A 24624-nucleotide genomic window follows, 5' to 3' on the forward strand; every position below is an offset into this window, starting at 1 on the left:
TTTCCCCCGGAGGCGTCGGGGGATTGTACCCATGCCGGCGGTCCGCCAGCTCAGCCCGGGTTGAACATCTGCCGCACGCCCCGAAGCAGCTCGTTCACGCTGAACGGCTTGGGCAGCAACGACATGCCCTGCCCCAGGAACTCATTGCGGACGGCCGCACTCTCTGTGTAACCGGTGACGAACAGCACCGGCAAATGCGGGCGCAATACCCGTGCTGCGTCGGCAAGCTCACGGCCGTTCATGCCCGGCAGCCCCACATCGGACAGCAGCAGGTCCAGCTCGCGGTCCGAATGCAGTTCCAACAGGGCCTGCTGTGCGTTGATGGCCTCAACGACCTGATAACCGGCCTCCACCAGCATCTCCCGGACCATCATGCGTACCGAATCGGTATCGTCCACCAGCAGAATCCGCTCGGCACTGCCACGGGTCAGCTGTGCGGGTGCCAATGTGTCGTGGGCCGCAGACTGGAGCTGCCCCTCGGGCAGCAGCAGCTCGATCTCGGTGCCCTCGCCCCGTTCGCTGGCAATGCGCGCACTGCCGCCGGATTGGCGCGCGAACCCATAGGTCATCGACAGCCCCAGCCCGGTCCCCTCGCCCTGCGGCTTGGTGGTGAAGAAGGGCTCGAATACCTTGGTCAACAGCTCCGCGGGTATGCCGACGCCATTGTCGAGCACGGTGACGGTGATGTAGTGGCCAGGCGCAAGCTCATGGTCGCGCTCGATCTGGGCACGTCCGGCGCGGATGCGGATCAGCCCCTGGCCCGCCAGTGCATCGCGGGCGTTGATGACCAGGTTGAGGATCACGTTCTCGAACTGGTTCGGGTCGGCGACCGCGATCAGCGGTTCAACGCCCAGTTCCAGCTCGAGTTCGATGTTCTCACCGATCGATCGCTGCAGCATGTCTTCCAGCGAGCGCACCCGCGCCACGACATCGAAGGTCTGCGGATCGAGCGGCTGTTTGCGGGCAAACGCCAGCATGCGCTGGGTCAGCGCGGCGGCACGGTGTGCCGAGCCCGTCGCGATCTCGACATAGCGCGAAGCCTTGTCCCATTTACCGCTGGAGGCGGCGATCTCGATCATGTCCAGCCCGGAGATGATCGTGGTCAGCAGGTTGTTGAAATCGTGCGCGATGCCGCCGGTGAGCTGGCCCAGCGCGTCCATCTTCTGCGCCTGCATCAACTCGATCTCGGTGCGCTCGCGCTCGGCGATCTGGAAGGCAAGCTCAGAGGTTGCGCTCTCCAGTTCCTGGCGCTGCTCGTTGGCGCGCGCATGGTGTTCGGTGGTGTCTTCGATCAGCACCAGGCCCTGCCCTGCGGCCTGGTACGGGGTCACCCGCCACTCGGTCATGCGCACGGCACCGCCGACCCGAAGGCTGAAGGTTCCCTGCCACCGTTCGCCTTCGGCCAGCGCGACTTTCAACGCACTGAGCGGGACGACCTGATCCTGCAGCAGCTGATCGAGTTGACCTGGCCCTGCCTGCTGGCCCAGCAGACGGGTGAACGCATCGTTGGCATCGTGTGCGTTCAGTGACGCATCCAGTACCGCGATCGGGGCATTGATATGGCGGAAAATCTCGCGGAACCGCGCCTCGGTCTCGCGCAGCGCCTCTTCGGCCCGGCGGGCGCGAAGCAGGCTGCGCAGCGTGGCCAACAACACATCCGGATCGACCGGATGGATTAGATAGGCATCGGCGCCGGCGTTCAGGCCGGTGATCATGTCACCGGTGGCGATGGATGCGGCCGAGACGTGCACCACCGGAAGCAACTGCAGCCGCGCGTCCTCACGCAGCTGGCGCACCACATCGAAGCCGCTCATGTCCGGCAGGTTCACATCCAGCACCAGCGCGCCGAAATCATGTTCGGCCAGGCGTGTGAGTCCCTCACCGCCGGTGCCCGCTTCCTCGACATGGAACCCGTGGTGCTCAAGTACGCGGCGCACCGCGTAACGGGTCGCCACATTGTCATCCACCACCAGGATGCGATCAGGACTGGGCATGCGTGGCCTCCGTGGCCAGTGTCAGCGGCAGTACGACATAGAAGTCCGAGCCTTTGCCGATGTCACTCTCAACCCCGACGTGCCCACCCAGCAGCTCGGCAAATCGCTTGCACAGAGACAAACCAAGGCCGGTTCCGCGCAGGCGTTTCTGCAGCGGTGTATCCACCTGCACGAAATCCTCGAACAGGGTCGACTGGAGTTCGGCGGGGATACCGATGCCGGTATCACGCACGCTGAAGCGCACGGCGTTCTCACCTTCCAGCCGGGTGGATACCACCACCTGGCCATTGGGCGTAAACTTCAATGCGTTGGAAATGAAGTTGCGCAGGATCTGCGCCAGCTTCTTGTCGTCGGTATAGAGCAGCGGCATGACCGGCGGGTCTTCGAATACCAGGTCCACCTGATTGCCCTCCACCAGCGGGCGGAACATGCCACGCAGCGCGGAGAACAGGTCCATCAGGTCGAACCAGGCCGGCGAAATGGTGATCCGCCCCGCCTCGATCTTGGCCAGATCCAGCAGGTCGTCCACCATCTCGCGCAGTTCACTGGTCGAGGCGCTGATGAAGCGCACCTGCCGACGCTGCTCCTCGGTCAGCGGGCCATCCATGCCGTCCTCCAACAGGCGCGTCATGCTCAGGATCGAGCCCAGTGGCGTGCGGAACTCATGGCTCATGTACGACAGGAACCGGCTCTTCAGCTCGGACACCTCGCGCAGCTGCTCGGCCTGCTCGTCCAGCTCGGCATACAAGGCGAGCACCCCCTGATTGGTTTCATCCAACTCAGCGCGCAGCGCATCGGCTTCCAGGCGCAGCCGTTGCAGCTCCTGATCATCGGGTGAAGCGCTCAATGCAGATCTCCAAGACGCAGGGCAACAATGCCGGCGTCATCCCGGCCACGATCGAAATCACGCTGCAGCACCGCCACGATCAATGCCGGGTGGCGGTGCAGCAGACCGGGATAGTCACGCAGGCTCCAGCGCGCCTGCAGGCCATCACTATGCATGACCAGCAGCGTGCCTGCCGCCGCGTGAAAATGGAATGGTTGTGCCTTGCGGTACTGCACGCCCACGATACCCGGGTGTGAGGCCAACCCACGCGAACCGGTGGGCTCGCACAGGCTCGCGGCGATATTGCCGATACCGGCAAACTCCACCTGCAGGGTGGCCACGTCCACGCAGGCAACGGCCGCTGCACCGCCCCGGGTGCCGGACATGCCCGCGTGCAGGACGCCGATCAACGCCGCTGCGCCGCCCGCGGCCGTGTGCGCGACCGCCTCCACGCCGGCCCGCGACGCATCGGCGGCGGGCAGTCCATGGCCGAGGCCATCGATCACGGTCACCGCGACGGTCTGTCCGTCGGCGCGGATATGCCATGCATCGCCGCACGCCAGCTCTTGCCGCATCGGAATGCGCAGCGCGCCGTAGGCCACATCGATATCGCGTGGCGCGCGGCTGGCGTAGATCCGCGCCACCACCACCGCGCCCTTGGCATCGGACCAGGCATCCAGCACGGTGGCCTGGCGCTGGATCGCACCGAGCCCCAGCCCTTGGGTGCCCCCGGTCGAGTAGCCGTCTGGAAGACACTCGGCCAGGGAAAAGCCCGGACCGGTGTCCACGGTGCACAGCTCCACACCGTTGCCGCCGCGGCCACAGACCACGGACAGATACATGCGTCCGCCGCGCCCATGCTTGAGCACGTTGGTCGCCATCTCCGTGGCCACCAACGCCGCGCGGCCGGCGTCCATTTCGTCCAGGCCGACATGATCGGCCAGCGCCAGCGCTTCGCGCCGGGCCTGTCCGACCTGGGAGGTTTCTTCGACCAGCACGACCCGCGTTACCTGCCCGGCGAAGTTCAGCTCCATTTGGTGATCGTGATGCGGGTGCCCTGCCCCGGCGCACTCTCCAGTTCGAATTCATCCACCAGGCGGCGCGAACCGGACAGCCCCAGGCCCATGCCCGAGCCGGATGACCAGCCATCGGTAAGGGCCTGCGCGACATCAGGGATGCCGGGCCCGTTGTCGGCGAAGACCAGCCGGACGCCTTTGCGCAGGCCTTTCTCCACGACCTCCCAATCCATGGTTCCGCCGCCGCCGTAGATCACGGCGTTGCGGGCCAGCTCGCTGGCGGCCGTGACCAGCTTGGTCTGGTCGATCAGACGCAGCTTGCAGGCCACGCAGATCTGGCGCGCGGCCTGGCGGGCCAGTACGACATCCTGCTCGATGCGGATCGGCAGCGAACCACTGGACGCACTCATGAGGCAGCTTCGTCTTCGTCGGTACGCTGCAGCAGCTTCATGCCCCGCTCCACATTGAGCGCGGTGCGCACGCCACTGAGGGTAAGGCCCAGCTCCACCAGCGTGATCGCCACGGCCGGCTGCATGCCCACCACGACCGTGGTGGCATCCATGATCCGGGCCAGCGACGAAATGGTGGCGATCATGCGGCCGATGAACGAATCGACGATATCCAGTGCGGAAATGTCGATCAGCACACCGCGCGCGGAGGTGCTGCGGATCTTCTCGGTGAGGTCGTCCTGCAGCGTCAGCGCGAGCTGATCATGCATGTCCACCTGGATCGTCACCAGCAGCAGATCGCCCATCTGCAGGATCGGGATGCGCTCCATTTCAGCGGGCGGTCCGGGTGACGGTCTGGCCGGTGCGCTTGAGCGCCAGCGCCAGTGCGTCGGCCAGATTGGCCTTGGTCACGATGCCCTGCAGGTCCAGCCCGAGGTGCACGATGGTCTGGGCGATCTGCGGTCGCACGCCGCTGATGATCGCATCGGCGCCCATCAGGCGGATGGCGGTGACGGTCTTCAGCAGATGCTGGGCCACCAGCGTATCCACGGTCGGCACGCCGGTGATATCGATGATGGCGATTTCAGAACCGGTATCCACGATGCGCTGCAGCAGCGACTCCATCACCACCTGGGTGCGCTGCGAATCCAGCGTGCCGATCATCGGCAGCGCCAGCACACCGTCCCACAGCTTCACCACGGGCGTGGACAGCTCGAGCATTTCTTCCTGCTGGCGCTGGATCACGTCTTCGCGGGTTTTCTGGAACACGCTGACCGTGTGCAGCCCCAGCTGATCGATCAGCTCGGAGATCGCCCACAGCTGGTCGCCCAGCTGCGCCGGGTCATTGGCATACCCCTGCTGGATCACGTCGAACAGCGGTCGCTTGAGCGAGAAGATGAAGCTCGCGGTCTCCGACGAGTTGAATCCCTTCAGCACGCGCTCGCGGGAAAGTTCTTCCAGGAAGCGGCGGATGTCCTGCCACTCCACGCGTGCGATCGAGCTGACGTCGGTGGCCGACACCGCATCGAGGAACAGGCGCCAGAATTCGCGGACCTGGCTGTCCAGCTCGCGGGACGACAGCCGGCCGTCCTGCGCCTGGCTGGAACCGGCCAGATTGCCGGCCCATGCGGCCAGCAGGGGCTCCTGATGGCTGCGGATGAGATCGATCGTGCGCTGCTGCAAAGCCGCCATGGAAAGGGTCCTGAAAGAAGGGATACACCGGGTGGGCTGGCGACCCATCACCGATATGAATGGGGGTCGCAATCTTCAAAGCTTAAATGAATTCAGGAAGATTGGGCATGACGGCAGATGCCGATGGCGTGAAGGTTCCGTGCACCTCCCTGACTCATTCAGATTGTTGCGATAGGCGGTGCGCGTACCGCCCCTCCATGGGCAGCCCGCCATAACGCATCAGGCCGCCCTAAGGCGGCCTGATGGTGGAGCGGTCAGCGCAGCAGCGCGAACAGGAGCAGCAGCGGAATCGGAATGCCGAGCATCCACAGCAGAATGTACTTCATGGTGTTTCCTCCCTTGGGATGATCAGGTTCACAGGTCGCGGCGACGGCCGCCCCAGGTAGCACTCAGGCTGGCAATGAAGGCACCGATGAGCAGCGTGATGAACAGCCACAGCGCAGCGTAAGCGGTGGCCTTGCGGGCATCGTCCGCCGCCTGCTTGGCCTGCTGCTTGGCGTTGTCCAGGGCCGCACGCAGGCGGGTCTGCACATCGGTCACGCGGGCCTGCGCTTCGGCCTGACTCATGCCCGTCTGTGCCGCCACCAGCTGACCCAGGTACTGCGTATCGGCGGGGTCCATGGTGTCGGACTTGAGGCTGTTGACGATGATGCGGTTGACCTCGGTACGCACCTCACGGCTGTCCGGGCGACGGTCTGCACCCGGCATCGGGCGCGGCGGCGGCGGTGCGCCATTGACTGGCGGTGCCGACAGTGCCGCTGCATCGGCCGGGCCGGCCGGCGGCGCGGGCTGCGCCGCGGTCGGGTTGGCGCGGAACAGCGAATCCACCCAGTACTGCACGTCCCCCTGGTCACTGCCCATCGCGGCCGAGCCCGCACCCGCGGCGGCGATACCACCCGCAGTGGAGGCTGCGGCACCTGCGGTAGCACCAGCCACCTTGGCACCGGCACCGAGAATGCCGCCGATCGCAGAGGTCAGCAGCGCGGCCGTCAGCAGCGTGGCCACGGCCCACGACACGAAACCATGCGCGGTATCGCGGAAGTAGGTTTCATCGCCGTGTAGGTTGCTCCACTTCGTGCGCAGGCGACCGGCCAGATAGCCACCCAGACCGGAGGCTGCGATGGCGGTGAAGGTCAACCAGGCAATGCTCGACCAGCCAAACGTTTCGGCCGTCACGCCTTCAAACGACCACGGCGAGACTGACGACAGGCCCAGGCCCACGCCGAGAATCACCAGGATCAACGAAAGCGCGGCCGCCGCAATCGCACCGGCCAGGATCGCACCCCATGACACGGCGCTGTCGCGCGGAAGATCCACCACCGGCGGTGGGGTGACCACGGCCACGGTCGCCGCAGCGACGGGCTCGGGGTGGGCGTAATCGCCTCGGGTATTCATAGCGTCTGGCACTCCTTTTCATGCGCTGCGGACGCAGCTCGCATCGGCAGGCTGCGCTTCAGCTCGTGAAATATGCGAGACGCTGAAAACAAGACGGTGTGGACACCAGGCCTGATCAGACCCGCCGACCGAGCAGCATGATCACACCGACCAGCCCACCCAGCGCACCGACAGCCGCCAGTTCGATGGACGGCTCACGCAGCCGCAATGCCATCACCATGCACAGCGCGCCCAATCCGATGATCACCGCGCCGATGGCGGCCGCACGCGCGGAGCCATAGAAGTGCGTGCGGCGGATCGGCTCGCTGACCGCTGGCTGCTGGCGTTGCCAGGTCGCCAGCGCCTGGTCGAATTCGCGCAGCAAGCGATCACGGCTCTGCAGATCGGCCGCACTCACCATCAGTGTCGCCCGGCCCGGCCGCACCAGTTTCAGATAGTCATCGGTGCCCCAGCTGGACAGCTCATCGAAGGGCACCGCATCGCGCCGCGAGAACATCAAACCGTCGGGCAGGACCATCACTTCGTTGCGCGTCGGGAACCCCTGGAAGGCCAGCAGCGGCGGCAGCACCAGGCATAGCATCGCCACCAGGATGGCGACGCCCACCGGGCCGCGATTGAGCACGATGAACATGAAACTGCCCGCCGCCAACGCGAATGCGAGCGGCACTGCCAGCTGGTGCCAGCGGGTGTAGACCGAGACTTGGATACCTTCCCTTGGCGTCACGATGACCTCCCTCCTTTATCGGCCCGCGGCCGAACAGCTCAGGCCACCATGGTCTTCGATGTCGTGCACAGCGGCAAATCCGCTGATATCAAAACGGTTATCAGCCTGCCATCGTCGCGCCTGTGAATATGCTGATGAACATGCGTACCAAGCGGCGATGAACTTTTACGACATTCACGTGGCAATAATCCCATTACGCCAGGGATGGCACGTGACCGGCCAGGGATGGCCTTTCAGCGGATGCAGTGGAACGGGGGCTGCATCGCCGGCGACTTGGCGCGTCCAAGGGGATTATCTGGAAGCACTCTCATGACACTGGCATTATCCGGTCGCGTTGTCGCGACCCTGTTCCTGGCCTCAAGCCTGTCCTTCGCCGCATCGGCGGCGACCAAGGCACCCTTTCCTGCCGAAGGCGTCTGGCGCGGCGAATTCACCATCGATGGCGACCCCATCCCCTTCAATTTCGAAGTAAAGGGCAAGCGCGCGCAGGACGCGACCTTCACCCTGCTCAACGGCACGCGCACGGACAAATTCAAGGTCACCCCGCGCGATGACGGGACGTTCTCGGTGCGGATGAACACCTACGACGCCGTCCTGGAAGGCAAGGTCTCCGAGGATGGCAAACACCTCGTTGGCCAGTACAAGGACCTGGTGCCCAGCCGCAACGGGGCGCGCAACCTTGCCTTCACCGCCGAACAGGGCGCGGCATGGCGCTTCGTCAAGCCAGGCCAGGACGAGGCGCCGGCAGCGGACCTCAGCGGCAAGTGGGCCGTGCAGACCATCGACAAGGCCGCCCGCCAGGACAAGCGCAACCAGGTGGCCCTGCTCAAGCAGGAGGGCAATCGCCTCTCGGGCGTGTTCATGACCGTCGTCGGCGATACCCGCGAGCTGGAAGGCACCGTACAGGGCAACCGCTTCTATCTGTCCGGCTTCAGCGGGCCGAGCCCGTTGCTGATCCGCGGCACGATCGATGAAGACGGCAACATCCAGGGCGCGTTCGGCAGCGGCATCTACAACGTGGTGAAGTTCGAGGCCGAGAAGAGCGACAAGGTGGAGCTGCCCGATCCGTACAAGCTCACCTTCCTCAAGGATGGCCAGGACCGCATTGATTTCAGCTTCCCCGATCTGCAGGGCAAGCAGGTCTCGCTGCAGGACGACAAGTACCGCGGCAAGGTGGTGATTGTTGAAGTGATCGGCACCTGGTGCCCCAACTGCACCGACCAGACCTACTTCCTGGCGCCGTGGTTCAAGCAGAACCATCACCGTGGGGTGGAAGCGGTGGCCGTTGCCTTCGAGCAGGAAGACAACTTCGATTATTTCCATAAGACCCTGACCACCTTCAAGGATTATTTCGACATCCGTTACGACATCGTGTTCGGTGGTATCGCCGACAAGAAAGTCGCCACCGAAAAACTGAAGGGGCTCAATTACATGGCCGCCTTCCCGACCACGATCATCATCGGCCGCGACGGCAAGGTCCGCGAGATCTATACCGGCTACACCGGCACGGTCACCGGTGAGTATCACCGGGATTACGTGACCCGCTTCAACAGCCTGCTTGACGGACTGATCGCCGAACCGGATCCGTACGCGGCCAGCGCCGCTGCTCCCGCCGCCCCGGCGACGACCGCATCACTGGCGGTCGCCCCGTAACCCGCTGCAGCGGCCAGCGCGTCTGGCCGTTGCTCACCCGCTCCTGCGCTGCCTGCCCGGCACGGCCTCTTCGTGATGCCGCGGGCGACTGCGCGCCACTGCCCAGAGAACTTCACATGCGTACTCCCCTGATACTCGCACTGCTTGCCCTTTCCAGCGCACCCGCCGTGGCGACCGCCGCGCCGGTGACCTATCAGCTCGACCCCACCCACACCGATGTGCTGTTCACCTGGAACCACAACGGTTTCTCCTTCCCGACCGGCCGCGCGGCGATCAGCAGCGGCACGCTCATCTACGATGCGGCCAAGCCCGCTGCGTCGCAGGTGCAGGTGGAGCTGCCACTGGCCGAGCTGGCCACCCACGTCCCGAAACTGGACGAGATCGTCAAGGGCGACAAGCTGTTCGATGTGGCCAAGCACCCGCAGGCCAGCTTCCGCAGTACCTCGGTGGTGTCGCAAGGCACCGGCCGCCTGAAAATCACCGGTGAGCTGACGCTGCATGGGGTGACCCGCCCGGTCGTGCTTGAGGCCACGCTCAACAAAGTGGGCGAACACCCGAGCCGCAAGGTGCCCACGATCGGCTTCAACGCCACGGCCGTCATCCGCCGCAGTGAGTTCGGCCTGACCGGGTTCCTGCCCAACATCGCCGACGAGGTGCAGCTGCGCATCACCACCGAGGGCCAGGGGGCGAAGGAGTGAGTCGCAGCCTTGCCCCGTGGGTTGCCGCGTTGCTGCTCATCCCGTTCGGCGCGGCCGCCGCCGATACCCCGAAGGTCGCACTCGATCCGCGCTTGGAAGCGCGCACCGACGGCACCCGTGAGCTGGTGATCGACGCCCGCATCGAACCCGGCTGGATTCTGTATGCCTCGGATTTCGAGCAACCGCAGATCGGCCCACGGGCAGCGCGGGTGACCCTGGCCGTTGGCGAACAGGCGCAGGGACCGCTGCACTCGGTCGCGCCGCGCGAAGGGCACGGCCGCAGTTTCGCCGGCGAGTATCGCTATACCTACTTCAGCGAACGCGGTCAGCTGCGCCTGCCGGTCGCCGCCGGCACCGGACCGGTGAACGGCACCCTGCGTGCCCAGGTGTGCTTCGAGGAGAGCGGGCTGTGCGAGCTGGTCCAGCACGAGATCGCCGCGCGTTGAGCGCGGCACCGCCATGTCCCGCCCTGTCCGCTCCCTTGCCCTGCTGGCCGCGCTGATCGGCGTTGCGGTACTGGCGCCGGTGTTCTCCGCCGATGCCCCGACCTACGACGGCGATCTCTCCGACAACCCACGCGCCCAGCTGGGCCGCCAGTTGTTCTTCGATCCCATCCTGTCGCGCGACCGCACGGTGTCGTGCGCCAGCTGCCACCAGCCTGCCCGCGCATTCGCCGATGACCGTGCGCTCAGCCTGGGCGTGGAAGGCCGTGTGGGCACCCGCAACACCCCCAGCGTGATGAACAGTGCCGGGCGCACCCGTTTCTTCTGGGATGGCCGCAGCGAAACCCTGGAAGAGCAGGCCCTGGCGCCGATCGCCAACCCGCTGGAAATGGACCTGCCGGTGGACCAGGCAGTGGCCCGGCTGCTTGCAGACCCGGCGTGGGTCGCGCGCTTCCAGGCGACCTACAACGCCGCACCCAGCCCGCGCACGCTGGGCCGGGCGCTGGGCGCCTACCAGAAGACCCTCAATACCGTGGACAGTCCCTACGACCGTTATGCACTCGGCCAGGAAGACGCGATCAGCGACGCGGCCAAGCGCGGCCGCCTGCTGTTCATCACCAAGGCCCAGTGCGTGAGCTGCCACGCCGGCGAGGATTTCACCTCGGACCGTTTCAAGAACATCGGCATCTACAACGGCCGCGAGTTCAATGACGAGGGCCGCGGCGGCATCACCGGCGATCCGACGCAGAAGGGCGAGTTCAAGGTGCCCGGCCTGCGCAACGTCGCACTGACCGCGCCGTACATGCACAACGGCATGTTCAAGACCCTGCGCGAGGTGATCGTGTACTACGACGACCCCGGCAAGGTGATCCCCGATTCGATCGGCCGCGATGCACAGCTGCGCGATCCGCTGCACCTGACCGAAGCGGAGATCGACGATATCGAACAGTTCCTGCACACCTTGACCGATGACCGCTTCGCGTCGCGTGCGACGTCTTCGATGGCCTCCCCTCCATGACCTCTCCTGCTTCGCATCTGCCGGCGCTGCTGGCCAGCGTACTGATGCTCGCGCTGCCCCTGGCATCGCACGCAGCCCCGCCAACACCCCCCGCATCCGCCGGCCAGGCCGCACCCGCCCTGCACTGGACCGATCTGGACGGCGCCCCGGCGGCGCTGGCGCAATGGCGCGGCCGCCCGGTGCTGCTCAACTACTGGGCCAGCTGGTGCGGGCCCTGCCTGAAGGAGCTGCCGGACCTGCAGCATTTCTCGCAGGCGCAGGCACCGCTGCCGAACGGCGTGCAGGTGGTCGGCATCGCACTGGACGACATCGAGGCTGCCAACGCCCTGCGCGCCCAGCTTCAGCTCACCTATCGGCAACTGGTGGAGAGCGACGGCCCGCCCGGCAGCGCCGCCACGTTCGGCAACCGCATCGGCACGCTGCCCTTTTCGGTGTTGATCGATGCGCAGGGTACGGTCCTGCAGGTCCACAACGGACCGCTGCTTCCGGCCGAGCTCGAGCGCTGGGCCGCTGCCGCGAGGGGGGCGCCGTGATCCACGCCCGGCGCATCGCCGCCGCGGCCGAACGCTGTTGTCCGGGTGCGCTGCCTCACCGCGCCTGATCCGGCGCTACCGCCGTTGCCTGCCCGCCGCATGCCCCTGCGCATCGGCCTTTCTTCTCCCTGGGGATCCTCCATGCTGTCCACGCACCATCGCCTGCCGTTGGCCCTTGCCATCGTTTCCGCGCTCTCCCTGCCCCTTGCCGCCCACGCAGCGCCGGAGACGGATGCCAGTGCCATCACCGCTACCAGCACCGCCACGCTCGATACGGTCACCGTGACCGGCACCCGCGCCCAAGGCCGCACCGTGCGCGAAAGCGCAGCACCGATCGATGTGCTGTCGGCCGAAGACATCCGCGCGGCCAACGCGACCAGCCTGCTGGATGTGCTCAACACCACCGTGCCCAGCTTCAACCTGCCGCTGGAAACCGGCGATCTGAACAGCATGGTGCGCGCCGGACAGCTGCGTGGCCTCAACGCCAGCCACGTGCTGGTGCTGGTGGATGGCAAACGCCGCCACGCCACCGCACTGCTGGGCGCCGGTGGTTTCGGCGGCGCCGCACCGGCCGATCTCGCCCTGATCCCCACCGGTGCGATCGAGCGCATCGAAGTGCTGCGCGATGGCGCCTCGGCGATCTACGGCTCGGACGCCATCGCCGGGGTGATCAATATCGTCACCAACAAGGCAGCGCGTGGCGGCAACGTCTCCTACCGCGATGGCACCTACTTCGCCGGCGATGGCCGTTCGCGCGTGGTGCAGGCCGATGTCGGCTTCGGCATCGGCGATGGCGGCTATCTGCATCTGGCCGCACAGCTGGATGATCAGCACGCCACCGACTACACCAGCCCCGCACGCGATACCTTCCTGTATTACTTCCCGCGCAACGCGGCCGGCACGGCGATCCGGCCCGGTGGCAACCAGGCCAGCAACCCGACGCTGCCCGCCGGTGCCACGCCGGATCCGCGCGAAGCCACCCGCGACAACAACGCCTGGCGCAACCGCGGCATCCGCGCGTTCCGCACCAAGACCGCCACCGCCAATGCCAGCCTGCCCCTGGCGGCGACGGTAGAGGCCTACGGGCTGCTGACGCTCGCCCAGCGCGATGCATGGGCACCGCAGAACTTCCGCCAGCCGCTTCGCAACGAAGTGGTGCGGGCCATCGATCCGGATGGCTTCGCACCCACCGAGCACATCGACGAGAACGATGCCGCGCTGACGCTGGGCGTCCGCGGCCAGGCCGGCGAGTGGGATTGGGACCTCAGCAGCGGCTACGGGCGCGATGCGATGGACATCAACCTGCACAACAGCATCAACCCCACTTATGGGCTGGACAGCCAGACCGACTTCTATATCGGCGACCTGCGCTACAGCGCCTGGACCCACAACCTGGATGTGCGCCGCCGGCTGCAGACCGCGTGGCTGGCCGCGCCGCTGGAGCTCAGCGCGGGTGCGGAGTACCGCGATGAGCGCTATCGGATCGGCGCGGGCGATGTGCAGTCCTACACCCATGGCGGGCAGCGGGTGCTGGACGGCCCCTACGCCGGCACGGTGCTGGGCATCGGCCTGGGCGGCTCGCAGGCGCTGCCCGGCTACCGGCCGGAAGACGCGGTGGATGTCAGCCGCAACAGCGGCGCGGTGTACGTCGGCGTCGCGGCCGACCTGGGCGCACGCTGGCGGGTGGACCTGGCGGGCCGGCACGAGCGTTACTCGGATTTCGGCAGCGAGACCACCGGTCGCCTGTCCACCCGCTTTGCCCTGCATCCCCGGCTCGCCCTGCGCGGCACGATCAGCAACGGCTTCCAGGCCCCTTCGCTGGCTGCGCAGGCGTACCGCAACACCTCCAATGGCAATTTCTACACCGACCACATCCTGCAGGCCGGCTCGCCGCAGGCCATCGCGCTGGGCGCGCAGCCGTTGCGCCCGGAAACCTCGCGCAGCCTCAGCCTGGGCGTCGTGGCCGAGCCCTGGCCGGGCGCGTCGCTGACCGTGGATGCCTACCGCATCGATGTGGATGACCGCATCGCACTGTCCACCACCTTCCGCGAGGGGCTGTATCCCGGCTCCGGTGCGCTGGTCACCGCGGTGGGCCTCGGCGCGCAGGATGGGGTGCGCTACTTCATCAATGCCGCCGATACGCGCACCGAAGGTGTGGAGGCCACGCTCGAAGGCCGCTTCGATCTTGGTCGCGGCGGCGCCCTGCGCTGGACCCTGGCCAGCAGCCACACCCGCGCGGAGATCACCGGGCTGGCCCCCACACCCGCGGTGCTGGCCGCCTTCAATGTGCCGGTGTTCAGCACCGGATCGCAGAACGAGTTGCTTTACAAGGCGCCGAAGTCCCGGCAGGTGCTGGGCCTTGACTGGAGCTTGGGCCGCTACCGCGTCGGCCTGCGCCAGAGCCGCTACGGGGACATCCAACGCTATGGATCGCCGACCACGGTGGCCAGCAGTGGGCCTTATGCGGGCCAGGCCGAGATCGCCTACGACATCGGCGGCCTCTGGATCACCGATCTGCAACTGGGCGCCACCCTGCCCGGCGGCTGGGACGTGGCACTGAACGCCAACAACGTGTTCGACCGCAAGGTCACGAAACTGCCCGAGCCGCTGCTGGCGGCGAACGAGTACTACCGCTACGCCAATGGGGGTCCGATCGATGGCTCCGGTGGGCTCTGGTCAGCCACCCTCCGTTACCGCTGGGACTGATCCGCGCGCAGCGCAAGGAACACCGTCGCATCCTCACAAATCAGGACGATCGCCTATGCAAAAATAAGGGAACTGTGGCACACCGCGTCGCAGGTGACGGTGTGTGCTCCTGAAAGACCAGGTGCCGCCGTGCCCTTTGGGCGGTGTCCAGCACTGGTAAAGATCAGGAGTCAATGAATGTCCTCGAGGAATTCCGGCGCAAGCGCCTTGGATCTGTCCAGCTGTGCGCGTGAGCCGATCCGTACCCCCGGCGCGATCCAGCCCTACGGATTGATCTTGGTCCTCGACCACCCGACATTGACCGTCAACGCCCGCGCCGTCGCGCGGCCGGAGCTCATCGAGACGCTCGGCGATCCGCTCGGGCAATCCCTTGACACCGTGCTCGGCGGCACGCTGGCCCACTGCAGGCCGCTGCTGGTGGCGCTGGAGCAAGGTGCTTCGCACTTCCTCGGCGCGCTTCCGGTCGGCATGGCCGGCCACCACCCTACGGTGGCGCACCGCATCGGGGATGACGTCATCATCGAGCTGGAAGCCCCGGTGCCGGGCGAGCCAGGCTCGCTGGAAGACCTCTATCCCTCGATCCGCCGCTTCATGGCCGCGATCGAGCGGGCGCCCACCACGCAGGCCCTAAGTGAGATCGCCGCGGTGCATATCCGCGAGCTGACCGGCTTCGACCGCACGATGATCTACCAGTTCGACCCGGACTGGAACGGCGCGGTCGTGGCCGAGGACCGCAACAGCGTGTTGCCCTCCTACCTGGATCTGCGCTTCCCGGAATCGGACATTCCCGCGCAGGCGCGTGAGCTGTACCGGCAGAACCGGATCCGGCTGATCGCTGACAGCCACTACACCCCGGTACCGCTGGTGCGCGTGCCCGCGATCGCCGAGGCGCCGCCCACCGACCTCGGCCCGGCCATGCTGCGCAGCGTCTCCCCGGTGCACCTGCAGTACATGCGCAACATGGGCACCGGTGCATCGATGTCGGTCTCGGTGCTGTGCGAGGGCGAACTGTGGGGCCTGATCTCCTGCCATAACCGGCGCGCGCGCCGGGTGCCGTACCACGTGCGCACGGCCTGCGAGTTCATTGGCCAGATCCTGTCGCTGCAGATTTCGCTGAAGCAGCGCGCGGTGCAGGTCGAAGAACGCATTGCACGCCGCGCCATCCAGGTGCGGCTGCTCGGCCGGATGGCCGGCGATACCGACTTCATGGCCGCGCTGGGCCGCGATCAACGCAGCCTGCTCGCGCTGACCCAATCGGCCGGTGCGGCGATCGTGCACCGTGGCGAATGCATCCTGCACGGCGACTGCCCGAGCCAGCGCCAGGTGATGCAGCTGGTCCAGTGGTTGACCGCCCAGCCTATCGAGGGCGACATCTTCTGCACCGACACGCTCCCGCAGCAATGGAAGCACGCCGAAGCCTTCGCCGGCGTCGCCAGTGGCGTGCTGGCCATCTCCATCTCGCAGATCCACGACAGCTTCGTGATCTGGTTCCGGCCGGAGGTGGTCCGCACCGTCCGCTGGGGCGGTGATCCGCGCAAGGAAGAAAGCGAGCAGCCGCTGTCGCCGCGCACCTCCTTCGAAGGCTGGAAGCAGACGGTGCGCGAGCAGTCGCTGCCCTGGAACGAGGTCGACCGTGATGCCGCGCTGGAACTGCGCACCGCGATCGTGGACATCGTGCTGCGCAAGGCCGAGGAGATGGCGGCGTTGAATGAACAGTTGCTCCGCAGCAACAAGGAGCTCGAAGCGTTCTCCTATTCGGTCAGTCATGACCTGCGCGCACCATTCCGCCACATCGTGGGCTACTCCGAACTGCTGTGGTCGTCGGCCGGCGAGCGATTGAACGATTCAGAAAAGAGATTCCTCGAGACCATCGTGGAGTCGGCAAAATCGGCAGGGACGCTGGTGGATGATCTGCTCAGCTTCTCGCAGATGGGCCGCTCCACGATGGGCCAGATCGCGATGGACATGACCGCCTTGGCCGACGACGTGCGCCACAAGCTGGACATGGAATACACCGGCCGTGCCATCGCCTGGGAGATCAGGACGCTGCCCAGGGTACTGGCCGACCCCGGCATGCTGCGGCTGGTCTGGCAGAACCTGCTGTCCAACGCGATCAAGTTCACCCGTGACACGCCCGAGCCACGCATCGAGGTGGGCCACCAACGCAATGACACGGAGGACATCTTCTTCGTGAAAGACAACGGCTGCGGTTTCGACATGCGCTATGTGGACAAGCTGTTCGGCGTGTTCCAGCGGCTGCATCACGTCGATGAGTACGAAGGCACCGGCATCGGCCTGGCCAACGTGCACCGCATCATCACCCGCCATGGCGGCCGCACCTGGGCCGAAGGCCAGGTCGGCGCCGGCGCCACCTTCTATTTCACCATTCCCTTTGCTGATGGAGACCACCTATGAGAGATCTGCGACCGATCCTGCTCGTAGAAGACAACCCGAAAGACGCCGAATTGACGATGGCGGCGCTTGCGCGCTGCCAGCTGCTCAACGATGTGACTCATGTGCGCGACGGCGTGGAAGCGCTGGAGTATCTCCGCTGCCAGGGTCCCTATGCAGGCGCCATGCACGGCGGCCCGGTGGTGGTGCTGCTGGATTTGAAACTGCCCAAGCTCAACGGCCTGGAAGTCCTCAAGGAAATCCGCAACGACCGCGCCCTGAGCAGCACCCCGGTGGTGATGCTGACCTCCTCGCGGGAAGAACAGGATCTGATCCGCAGCTACGAACTGGGCGTGAACGCCTTCGTGGTCAAGCCGGTGGATTTCAAGGAGTTCCTCGAGGCGATCCAGGGGCTGGGCATGTTCTGGGGCATCACCAATCAGCCGCCACCGCACGGCACCCTGTTCGGTGGGAAGAGTACAAACGATGGCTGAGGCCGCCACAACAAAGACCATCAGGATCCTGATGGTCGAAGACAGTGCACTGGATGCAGAGCTGATCACCGCGCAGCTGCGCCGCGCCGGGCTCCCGTTCACGGCCGAACGCACCTGGTCGCACCAAGGCATGCTCGATGCCCTGACCACCGCCTCGTTCGATGTGATCCTGGCCGACCACGTGCTGCCAGGCTTCGATGGCGACGCTGCCCTCGCCCTGGCCAGCGAGATCGCCCCCGGGATTCCTTTCATCTTCGTTTCCGGCACGCTTACCGAAGAACTCGCCGTGCAGGCGCTCAAGCGCGGCGCGCGCGACTATGTAGTCAAATCGCGCCTGCAGCGCCTGCCCGATGCCGTGGTCCGGGGCATCCATGAAGCCCAGGAGCGCCGCCGGCTGCTGCGTATCGAGGCCGAACTGCACGACAGCCACCAGCGGCTGAAGCTGATCACCGATTCGCTGCCCGCGCTGATCGCCTACTTCGGCCATGACCACCGCTACCGTTTCGCCAACAACGCCTATGTCGAGTGGCACGGCCGCACGCCGGAGAGCCTGATCGGCCGACATACCCGCGAGGTCGTCGGCGAGGACACCTTCAACAGCATCCAGCAGCACCTGGAGCGGGTCCTGCTCGGCGAAAAGGTGAGCTTCGACCTGCTCTCGCTGCGCAGCGACGGTACGCCCCGCCACGCACAGGTGGACTGCGTGCCCGAGCTGGCGCCGGATGGCGCGGTGCTGGGCTATTACGCCATGGCGCGCGACATCAGCGAGCTCAAGCATGCGCAGTCGCTGCTCAAGGCCAGCAACGAATCCCTGGAACGCCAGGTCGATGAGCGGACGTCCGCGCTGCACCGCAGTGAAAGCCGCCTGCAGGCGCTGTTCGAATCCAGTTTCCAGCACCAGAACCTGCTGACCCTGGATGGCCACATCATCGACACCAATTCGGCGTCGCTGGCGGCCATCCTCGCCGACAAGCAGGACGTGCGCGGCAGCCTTTATTGCGAATCGGCCTGGTTCGCCGACACGCCCGGCGTTCCCGGCGTGGTCTGCACGGCCATCCTGGAGGCTGCGGCGGGCACGGCGTCGCGCCACGAACTGGAACTGCGCCTGCCAACCGGCAAGCGCACGTTCGATTTCTCCTTCCGCCCCCTGTTCGACCATCAGGCACGGATCACCGCCGTCGTCTCCGAGGCCGTGGAAACCACCGCGCGGCGGCAGGCTGAAGAAGCGCTGCGGCACAGCCAGAAAATCGAGGCGGTGGGCCAGCTGACCGGTGGCATCGCGCATGATTTCAACAACATCCTGACCGTCATCGCCGGCAACATCGAGTACGCCAAGATGCTGACCGACCGGCTCGGCGACACGGCAGGCAATTCCTCACGCGCGCTAGACAACGCGATGAAGGGCGTCATGCGTGCGGCCAACGTCACCCAGCGCCTGCTCGCCTTCTCGCGTCGGCAGCCGCTGAAGAACCTGCCGGTGGATCTGAACGAAGAAATGCGCGGCATGCAGGACATGCTCAAACGGTCGCTGGGCGAGCTGGTGCAGATCGACATGGTGCACAGCCCGGATATCTGGTGCGTGGAGATCGATCCGAGCCAGCTGGAAGCCTCGATCCTCAACCTGGCGGTGAATGCACGCGATGCCATGCCCGAGGGCGGCCGCCTGACGATCGAGATGGACAACATCCACCTGGACAAGGATTACGCGGCGCAGCACCCGGACGTTCCGCCCGGCCAGTACGCCATGGTGCGCGTCCGCGACAGCGGCCAGGGCATGCCGCCGGAGGTCATGGCGCGGGTGTTCGAGCCGTTCTTCACCACCAAGGAGGTTGGCCGTGGCACCGGGTTGGGCCTGTCGATGGTGTATGGCTTCGCCAAGCAATCCGGCGGGCACGTTCTGCTCGATTCCACCGAGGGCAGCGGCACCACGATCACTCTGCTGTTCCCGCGCTCGGCCTCCGCCCTGCCGAGCGTGCGCCCGGCCGATGCACAGGCGCTGGACGCCTTCGAGGTCGAGGCGGAAACGACCGTGCTGGTCGCCGAGGACAACGACGATGTGCGCGCTTACACCGTCGATACCCTGCGCCAGCTGGGCTATCGCGTGCTCGAGGCGCATGACGGCCCCTCGGCGCTGCGGCTGCTGGATCGCACCGACGTCAGCGTGGACCTGCTGTTCTCCGACATCGTGATGCCGGGCATGTCCGGCTGGGCCCTGGCCAAGCACGCACTGGTCCGCAAGCCCGGCCTGCGGGTGCTGTTCACCTCGGGTTATCCGCGCGATATCGACGCAAGCGGCACCGTTGGCCGCACCATCGCCCTGTTGGCCAAGCCCTTCACCCGCAGCGATCTGGCGCGGTCCATCCGCACTGCCCTGTTGGATGAAAGCCCCACCCAGAGCGGCAGCGCCTTGAACTGAGGCCATGCCAGGCGGTGCCGTGACGGGCACCCGCCCCCGGTCATGACATGGGGCTGGCACGCGATGCACGGCCGGCTAACACGCACCGTCGCTAAGGTGGAGAGCCGCACCGGTGGCTGCACGCCACGAGGATCTCCACCCGCAATGACTGCCGCACGAACCCACCCACGATGCCGCGTGCTTCTCGTCGAAGACGATGCGCCCATCCGGGAGATGACCAAGGACATCCTCAACGACGATGGCTTCGATGTCCTCGACGTCGGCGATGCCGAGGCCGCACTGGGTTGCCTCAGGCACGACGGCCCGTTCGACCTGCTGGTGTCCGATGTCGGCCTGCCCGGCATGGACGGTCGCGATCTGGCCACGATCGCCACGACCCTGCACCCGGCCATGCCGATCCTGTTGGTGACCGGCTACGCGGGGCCCGCCGGGGCCCGGCCCGACTTCCGCGGCGAGGAGATCAAACTGCTGCGCAAGCCATTCACGCTCAAGCAACTGGTGACCTCGGTCAGGTCCCTGCTCTGACAGCAGCTGGCCTGGCTACGACGGGTTCCTGATCGCCAACAGCGCGCGGGCGCGTCGCTCCAGTTCGGCGGTCGTGAAGGGCTTGGTCAGCACTTCCATGCCGTCCTCCAGCTGGCCCGCGCCCACCGCTGCCGACGCCGCGTAGCCGGTGATGAACAACACCGGCAACGCGGGACGCACCTGGCGGCCGGCGTCAGCGACCTGACGGCCATTGAGCCCACCGGTCAGCCCCACATCGGTGATCAGCAGGTCGATCGTCTCGTCGGAGCGCAGCAGGTCGATGGCCTGGCCTCCTTCCGGTGCCTGCAACACCCTATAACCCGCGCCGCCAAGGACCTCGGTCAACAGCGCGCGGATCGCTTCCTCGTCTTCCACCACCAGAATGGTGCCGACGCTGGGCGCTGAACGCGCCGGCAGATCCTGTGAGGGTTCTTGGGCGGCGTCCGCAGGGGTCTCGCCGACGAAGCGCGGCAAGTAGAGTTCCACCGTGGTGCCGTGGCCAACCTGGGAATCGATCCGCACCTGCCCGCCGGATTGGCGGGTGAAGCCATAGATCATCGACAGCCCCAGGCCGGTCCCCTGCCCGATCGGCTTGGTGGTGAAGAACGGCTCGAATACTTTTTCGATCACCGCCGCCTCCATGCCGGTCCCCGCGTCCTTGACGGCCAGCCGGACGTAATCGCCCGGCGGCGTATCCAGCGCCGCCGCGCCCTCGCCACGCAGGCTCACGTTGGCCGCGCTGATCAGCAGCGGGCCACCCTGAGGCATCGCGTCGCGGGCATTGATGCACAGATTCAGCAGCGCATTTTCCATCTGCGGCACATCCACCAGTACCGCCCAGGGATCGGACGCCAACTGCGTGGAGATCGCGATCGAAGGCCCCAGCGTGCGCGAAATGATATCCAGCATGCCGCGCACCATCGCATCAGCCACCACCGGCGTGGGCGCGAGCGTCTGCCGGCGGGAGAACGCCAGCAAGCGCTGGGTGAGCGCCGTGGCACGCGACGCGCTGGACTGCGCCATCTCCAGGTAGCGGCCGATGTCGTCATACCGCCCCTGATCGATCCGCAGCTCCAGCAGCTCCAGCCCCACCGAGATGGCGGTCAGCAGGTTGTTGAAGTCATGCGCCAGGCCACCGGTCAACTGACCCACGGCCTCCATCTTCTGACTCTGCCGCAGCCGCTCCTCGGCCACCTGCAACGCGGCGCTGCGGGTCTGCACGCGCTCTTCCAGGGTCAAGGTCAACTCGCGCAGCTGCTCTTCGGCCTGACGCCGCTCGGTCACATCCGAGGCGGTGCCGAACCACTCGGTGATCTCACCGGCGCTGTCCAGCAAGGGCACCGCACGCATCTGCACCCAACGCACACTGCCATCGGCCAGCAGGCTGCGGTGCTCCAGTTCCAGCGGCAGCCGCTGCGCCATCGCACGCGCAATGGCCTGCTCAAGCAGGGCACGATCATCGGGGTGTACGTAGCGTTCTCGCCAGTCGGTGACCGCAGGCAGGCTCTCGTCCGGTGCCACCGGCCCGGTCGCCAGGATCTGACGCATCTCGCGCCAGTCCGCGGTGACCGCATACAGCGACTGCGAGGAGGCGCTCACCAGCGCGCCGAGGCGGCGCTCGCTATGGGCCAGTGCATCGCTGGCGCGGCGCTCCTGGGTGCGGTCGCCCAGTACCTTGACGAAGCCCAGCACGGCGCCATCTTCATCGCGCAGCACGGTCATCGCCCCGCTGGCCCAGAAGCGCTCGCCGGACCTGCGCGCCAGCCAGCGCTCACCACTGACCCCACCCGAGGCCATCGAGACGCCCTGGTTGTGCCGCAACCGCTTGGCCTGGATATCGTCAGCGGTGTAGATCACCTCCACGTTCTGACCCAGCATCTCCGCCTCGGTCCAGCCGAAGATGTGCTCGGCCCCGGCATTCCACAGGGTCACCTTGCCCTGCAGGTCCGAGGCGACGATCGCGTAATCGCTGGCACTGTCGATGATCTGGCGATTGCGCGCCTCCACCTGCCGCATCGTGCGCTGCAGCTCGATGTGGGAGGTGACATCCAGGCCCTGAACGAATACGCCTGCCGTGCTGCCATCCTCACCGGCCACAGGCTGGAAGACGATATCCAGCATGCGCCGGGCCGAGGACGGATCGGACGGGAACGGCGCGTCGTACACCACCTCGCTGCCGATATACGGTGTGCCGGTGCGGTACACCTCATCCAACAGCGGCATGAAACCCTGGTCGACGATTTCCGGCAGCGCCTCCCGGATCGACTTGCCCAGCACATGGCGATTGCCCACCAGCCGTTGGTAACCCGGATTGGCCAGCTCGACCCGATGCTCAGGCCCGCTGAGGAAGGCCATGAACATCGGCGACTTGTCGAACAGCGCGATGAGCCGCTCGTTCTCCTTGGCCAGGCGCTGCTGGGCCACGATGATGCTGGTCACCTCGTTGGTCACGCAGAACGCGCCACCGACCCTGCCATCGTCGAGGAAGATCGGCGAAAACGAGAACGTCCACCAGGTCTCTTCAGGCACGCCCTGACGGCTCATCGCCACCGGCAGGTTCTCGTAGCGGGAGGATTCACCGGCAAAGGCGTTCTCGATCGGCGCGCGTACGGCATCCCAGGCATCGCCCCACAGCTCCCTCAACGGCGCGCCGAGCGCGCCCTCCAGGCGGGGCCCCAGAATCGGGCTGTAGGCATCGTTGAAGAAGAACGTCAGGTCATCGCCCCAGACCACGTACATGCTTTCGGGCGAGGCCAGGATCAGATTGACCGCATTGCGCAGCGCGCCCGGCCAGGTCTCGATCGGCCCCACCGGGGTCGCCTGCCAATCCAGTGCACGGACCTGCTCGGCCATCGGCCCGGTGCTGCCGGGAAAGCGCCCCGCCACTGCGCTCATGCGCACCGCTCCAGAACCACCGGGGCGCGCGTGCCGCGCAGCTGCGCGGCAGACCAGGGAAGGATGGACATCATCGGGGCACCGAACCTTGAACTGAAGGCATTGCAGGAGCTGGGGGAACGGCAGGCAGCGGGGGCCAGCCGGAAGGCGGAAAGCAATGTAAGCCAAGCGGGGCAAATCCGTGTCAAGGCCGGCAGGCGGTGCCAGCGCCTGGATCGATGTGCACGCGCCCGGGACGCACCGTTGGCGATGATGCGCGCACCTCCCCACCCCACCACTGCCATGGCCAAGCCAACGGGCTCCCGTCTCGTCATCTATGCCGCCCTCGCCGGCAACCTGGCCATTGCCATCGCCAAGTTCGTCGCCGCCGGCATCTCCGGCAGCTCGGCCATGCTCAGCGAGGGCGTCCACTCGCTGGTGGACACCATCAACGAGTTGCTGCTGTTGTACGGCCTGCGCCGTGCCGAGCAGAAGCCGGATACGCTCCATCCCTTCGGCTACGGGCGCGAGCTGTACTTCTGGAGTTTCATCGTGGCGCTGCTGGTGTTCGCAGCCGGTGCCGGTGTATCGGCCTATGAAGGCATCCAGCACATCCGCACCCCCGAGCCGGCCACCAACCACCTGATCAGTTACGTGGTGCTGGGCATCTCCTTTGTGTTCGAAGGCACCTCGTGGTGGATCGCGCTGCGCGAATTCCGCGCCACCAAGGGGGCGATGGGTTACTTCGAGGCGTTCCGTCGCAGCAAGGACCCCTCCACCTTCACCGTGCTGCTGGAAGATAGCGCCGCCCTGCTCGGCTTGGGTTTTGCGCTGGTCGGCCTGCTTGCCGCGCAGTTGCTGGACATGCCGGTCCTGGATGGCGTGGCGTCGCTGTGCATCGCCGGCGTGCTGGCGGTCACCGCCTTCCTGCTCGCCCGCGAGACCAAGGGCCTGCTGGTCGGTGAGCCCGCGCACCCGGCCGTCGCCAAACGCATTCTTGCCGTCGCCACCCACGATGCGGACCTGCGCCGCGCCAATGGCGTGACCACGATGCAGATGGGCCCGGACCAGGTGGTCGCGATGCTGAGTGCGGAGTTCGAGGACGATCGCACCACCCCGCAGATCGAGGCCTGCATCACGCGCATTGAAAAGGCGGTGAAAGCCGAGTACCCCGAGCTGGTCGCGCTGTTCGTGAAACCGCAGACGCCGGAGGTGTTCCAGGCGCGGCGGGCAGCGTTGGGGGAACCCCATCCCGACACGTGACCCCCGTGCAACGCG

At 66.4% G+C, this 24624-nt stretch carries 20 protein-coding genes; 11 read left to right on the forward strand and 9 right to left on the reverse strand.

From position 1 onward, the window contains the following. Positions 1-50: 50 nt before the first annotated feature. The 8 genes from AC1DIQ_RS00235 to AC1DIQ_RS00270 all read right to left on the reverse strand — a co-directional run bounded on the left by AC1DIQ_RS00235 (position 51) and on the right by AC1DIQ_RS00270 (position 7595). Positions 51-1994, reverse strand: coding sequence for a response regulator (locus AC1DIQ_RS00235; protein ID WP_461770010.1), 1944 nt, complete (start codon positions 1992-1994; stop codon positions 51-53). Then, a complete protein-coding gene (locus tag AC1DIQ_RS00240; protein ID WP_461770012.1) occupies positions 1981-2841 on the reverse strand; it encodes a sensor histidine kinase in 861 nt (286 codons plus the stop codon). Before AC1DIQ_RS00240 ends, AC1DIQ_RS00235 begins: the two co-directional genes overlap by 14 nt. Further along, positions 2838-3854, reverse strand: coding sequence for an ATP-binding protein (locus AC1DIQ_RS00245; protein WP_478049225.1), 1017 nt, complete (start codon positions 3852-3854; stop codon positions 2838-2840). The genes AC1DIQ_RS00240 and AC1DIQ_RS00245 overlap by 4 nt, the downstream gene beginning before the upstream one ends. Beyond that, positions 3845-4246, reverse strand: a complete 402-nt coding sequence (locus tag AC1DIQ_RS00250) for an anti-sigma regulatory factor (RefSeq protein ID WP_121037420.1) — start codon at positions 4244-4246, stop codon at positions 3845-3847. Before AC1DIQ_RS00250 ends, AC1DIQ_RS00245 begins: the two co-directional genes overlap by 10 nt. Continuing rightward, the gene (locus tag AC1DIQ_RS00255; protein ID WP_019184175.1) at positions 4243-4614 is read right to left on the reverse strand and encodes an STAS domain-containing protein; all 372 of its coding nucleotides are present in this window, start codon (positions 4612-4614) and stop codon (positions 4243-4245) included. The genes AC1DIQ_RS00250 and AC1DIQ_RS00255 overlap by 4 nt, the downstream gene beginning before the upstream one ends. A gap of 1 nt (position 4615) precedes the next feature. Next, positions 4616-5476 (reverse strand): STAS domain-containing protein, encoded by an 861-nt coding sequence (locus AC1DIQ_RS00260; RefSeq protein ID WP_121037423.1) that lies wholly within the window; start codon positions 5474-5476, stop codon positions 4616-4618. Between the two features lie 354 nt (positions 5477-5830). Continuing rightward, on the reverse strand, positions 5831-6871 hold the full coding sequence (locus AC1DIQ_RS00265; protein WP_121037426.1) for a hypothetical protein: 1041 nt from the start codon (positions 6869-6871) through the stop codon (positions 5831-5833). A 115-nt stretch (positions 6872-6986) separates the two neighbouring features. Then, positions 6987-7595, reverse strand: a complete 609-nt coding sequence (locus AC1DIQ_RS00270) for a hypothetical protein (RefSeq protein ID WP_461770014.1) — start codon at positions 7593-7595, stop codon at positions 6987-6989. Positions 7596-7904: 309 nt separating this feature from the next. Between AC1DIQ_RS00270 and AC1DIQ_RS00275 the strand changes: the two genes are divergently transcribed. The 10 genes from AC1DIQ_RS00275 to AC1DIQ_RS00320 all read left to right on the forward strand — a co-directional run bounded on the left by AC1DIQ_RS00275 (position 7905) and on the right by AC1DIQ_RS00320 (position 20472). Further along, the gene (locus AC1DIQ_RS00275) at positions 7905-9248 is read left to right on the forward strand and encodes a peroxiredoxin family protein (protein WP_478049226.1); all 1344 of its coding nucleotides are present in this window, start codon (positions 7905-7907) and stop codon (positions 9246-9248) included. Positions 9249-9364: 116 nt separating this feature from the next. Next, complete coding sequence (locus AC1DIQ_RS00280; protein WP_121037434.1) at positions 9365-9946, forward strand: YceI family protein; 582 nt, start codon at positions 9365-9367, stop codon at positions 9944-9946. Continuing rightward, positions 9943-10392: a protein-disulfide reductase DsbD domain-containing protein gene (locus AC1DIQ_RS00285; protein ID WP_478049227.1), complete on the forward strand. Its 450-nt coding sequence runs from the start codon at positions 9943-9945 to the stop codon at positions 10390-10392. Before AC1DIQ_RS00280 ends, AC1DIQ_RS00285 begins: the two co-directional genes overlap by 4 nt. 13 nt (positions 10393-10405) lie before the next feature. Further along, positions 10406-11407 (forward strand): cytochrome-c peroxidase, encoded by a 1002-nt coding sequence (locus AC1DIQ_RS00290; RefSeq protein ID WP_121037440.1) that lies wholly within the window; start codon positions 10406-10408, stop codon positions 11405-11407. Next, positions 11404-11940, forward strand: a complete 537-nt coding sequence (locus tag AC1DIQ_RS00295) for a TlpA family protein disulfide reductase (RefSeq protein WP_478049228.1) — start codon at positions 11404-11406, stop codon at positions 11938-11940. The genes AC1DIQ_RS00290 and AC1DIQ_RS00295 overlap by 4 nt, the downstream gene beginning before the upstream one ends. A 141-nt stretch (positions 11941-12081) precedes the next feature. Next, on the forward strand, positions 12082-14646 hold the full coding sequence (locus AC1DIQ_RS00300; RefSeq protein ID WP_478049229.1) for a TonB-dependent receptor plug domain-containing protein: 2565 nt from the start codon (positions 12082-12084) through the stop codon (positions 14644-14646). Between the two features lie 177 nt (positions 14647-14823). Beyond that, complete coding sequence (locus tag AC1DIQ_RS00305; RefSeq protein WP_121037449.1) at positions 14824-17061, forward strand: ATP-binding protein; 2238 nt, start codon at positions 14824-14826, stop codon at positions 17059-17061. After that, positions 17058-17531, forward strand: coding sequence for a response regulator (locus tag AC1DIQ_RS00310; protein WP_152151195.1), 474 nt, complete (start codon positions 17058-17060; stop codon positions 17529-17531). The genes AC1DIQ_RS00305 and AC1DIQ_RS00310 overlap by 4 nt, the downstream gene beginning before the upstream one ends. Next, positions 17524-19947 carry a hybrid sensor histidine kinase/response regulator gene (locus AC1DIQ_RS00315; protein ID WP_478049230.1) on the forward strand — a complete coding sequence of 808 codons (2424 nt, stop codon included), beginning with the start codon at positions 17524-17526 and terminating at the stop codon, positions 19945-19947. Before AC1DIQ_RS00310 ends, AC1DIQ_RS00315 begins: the two co-directional genes overlap by 8 nt. A gap of 144 nt (positions 19948-20091) precedes the next feature. Continuing rightward, the gene (locus AC1DIQ_RS00320; RefSeq protein WP_183073659.1) at positions 20092-20472 is read left to right on the forward strand and encodes a response regulator; all 381 of its coding nucleotides are present in this window, start codon (positions 20092-20094) and stop codon (positions 20470-20472) included. A 15-nt stretch (positions 20473-20487) separates the two neighbouring features. Here the strand turns inward: AC1DIQ_RS00320 and AC1DIQ_RS00325 are convergent, their stop codons facing one another. Beyond that, on the reverse strand, positions 20488-23367 hold the full coding sequence (locus tag AC1DIQ_RS00325) for a hybrid sensor histidine kinase/response regulator (protein WP_478049231.1): 2880 nt from the start codon (positions 23365-23367) through the stop codon (positions 20488-20490). Between the two features lie 282 nt (positions 23368-23649). Here AC1DIQ_RS00325 and AC1DIQ_RS00330 point away from each other — a divergent pair, with 282 nt between their 5' ends. Next, positions 23650-24609 (forward strand): cation diffusion facilitator family transporter, encoded by a 960-nt coding sequence (locus AC1DIQ_RS00330; RefSeq protein WP_152151190.1) that lies wholly within the window; start codon positions 23650-23652, stop codon positions 24607-24609. Positions 24610-24624 lie beyond the last annotated feature (15 nt).

It is taken from the genome of Stenotrophomonas sp. 05L413 (genome assembly GCF_056397945.1).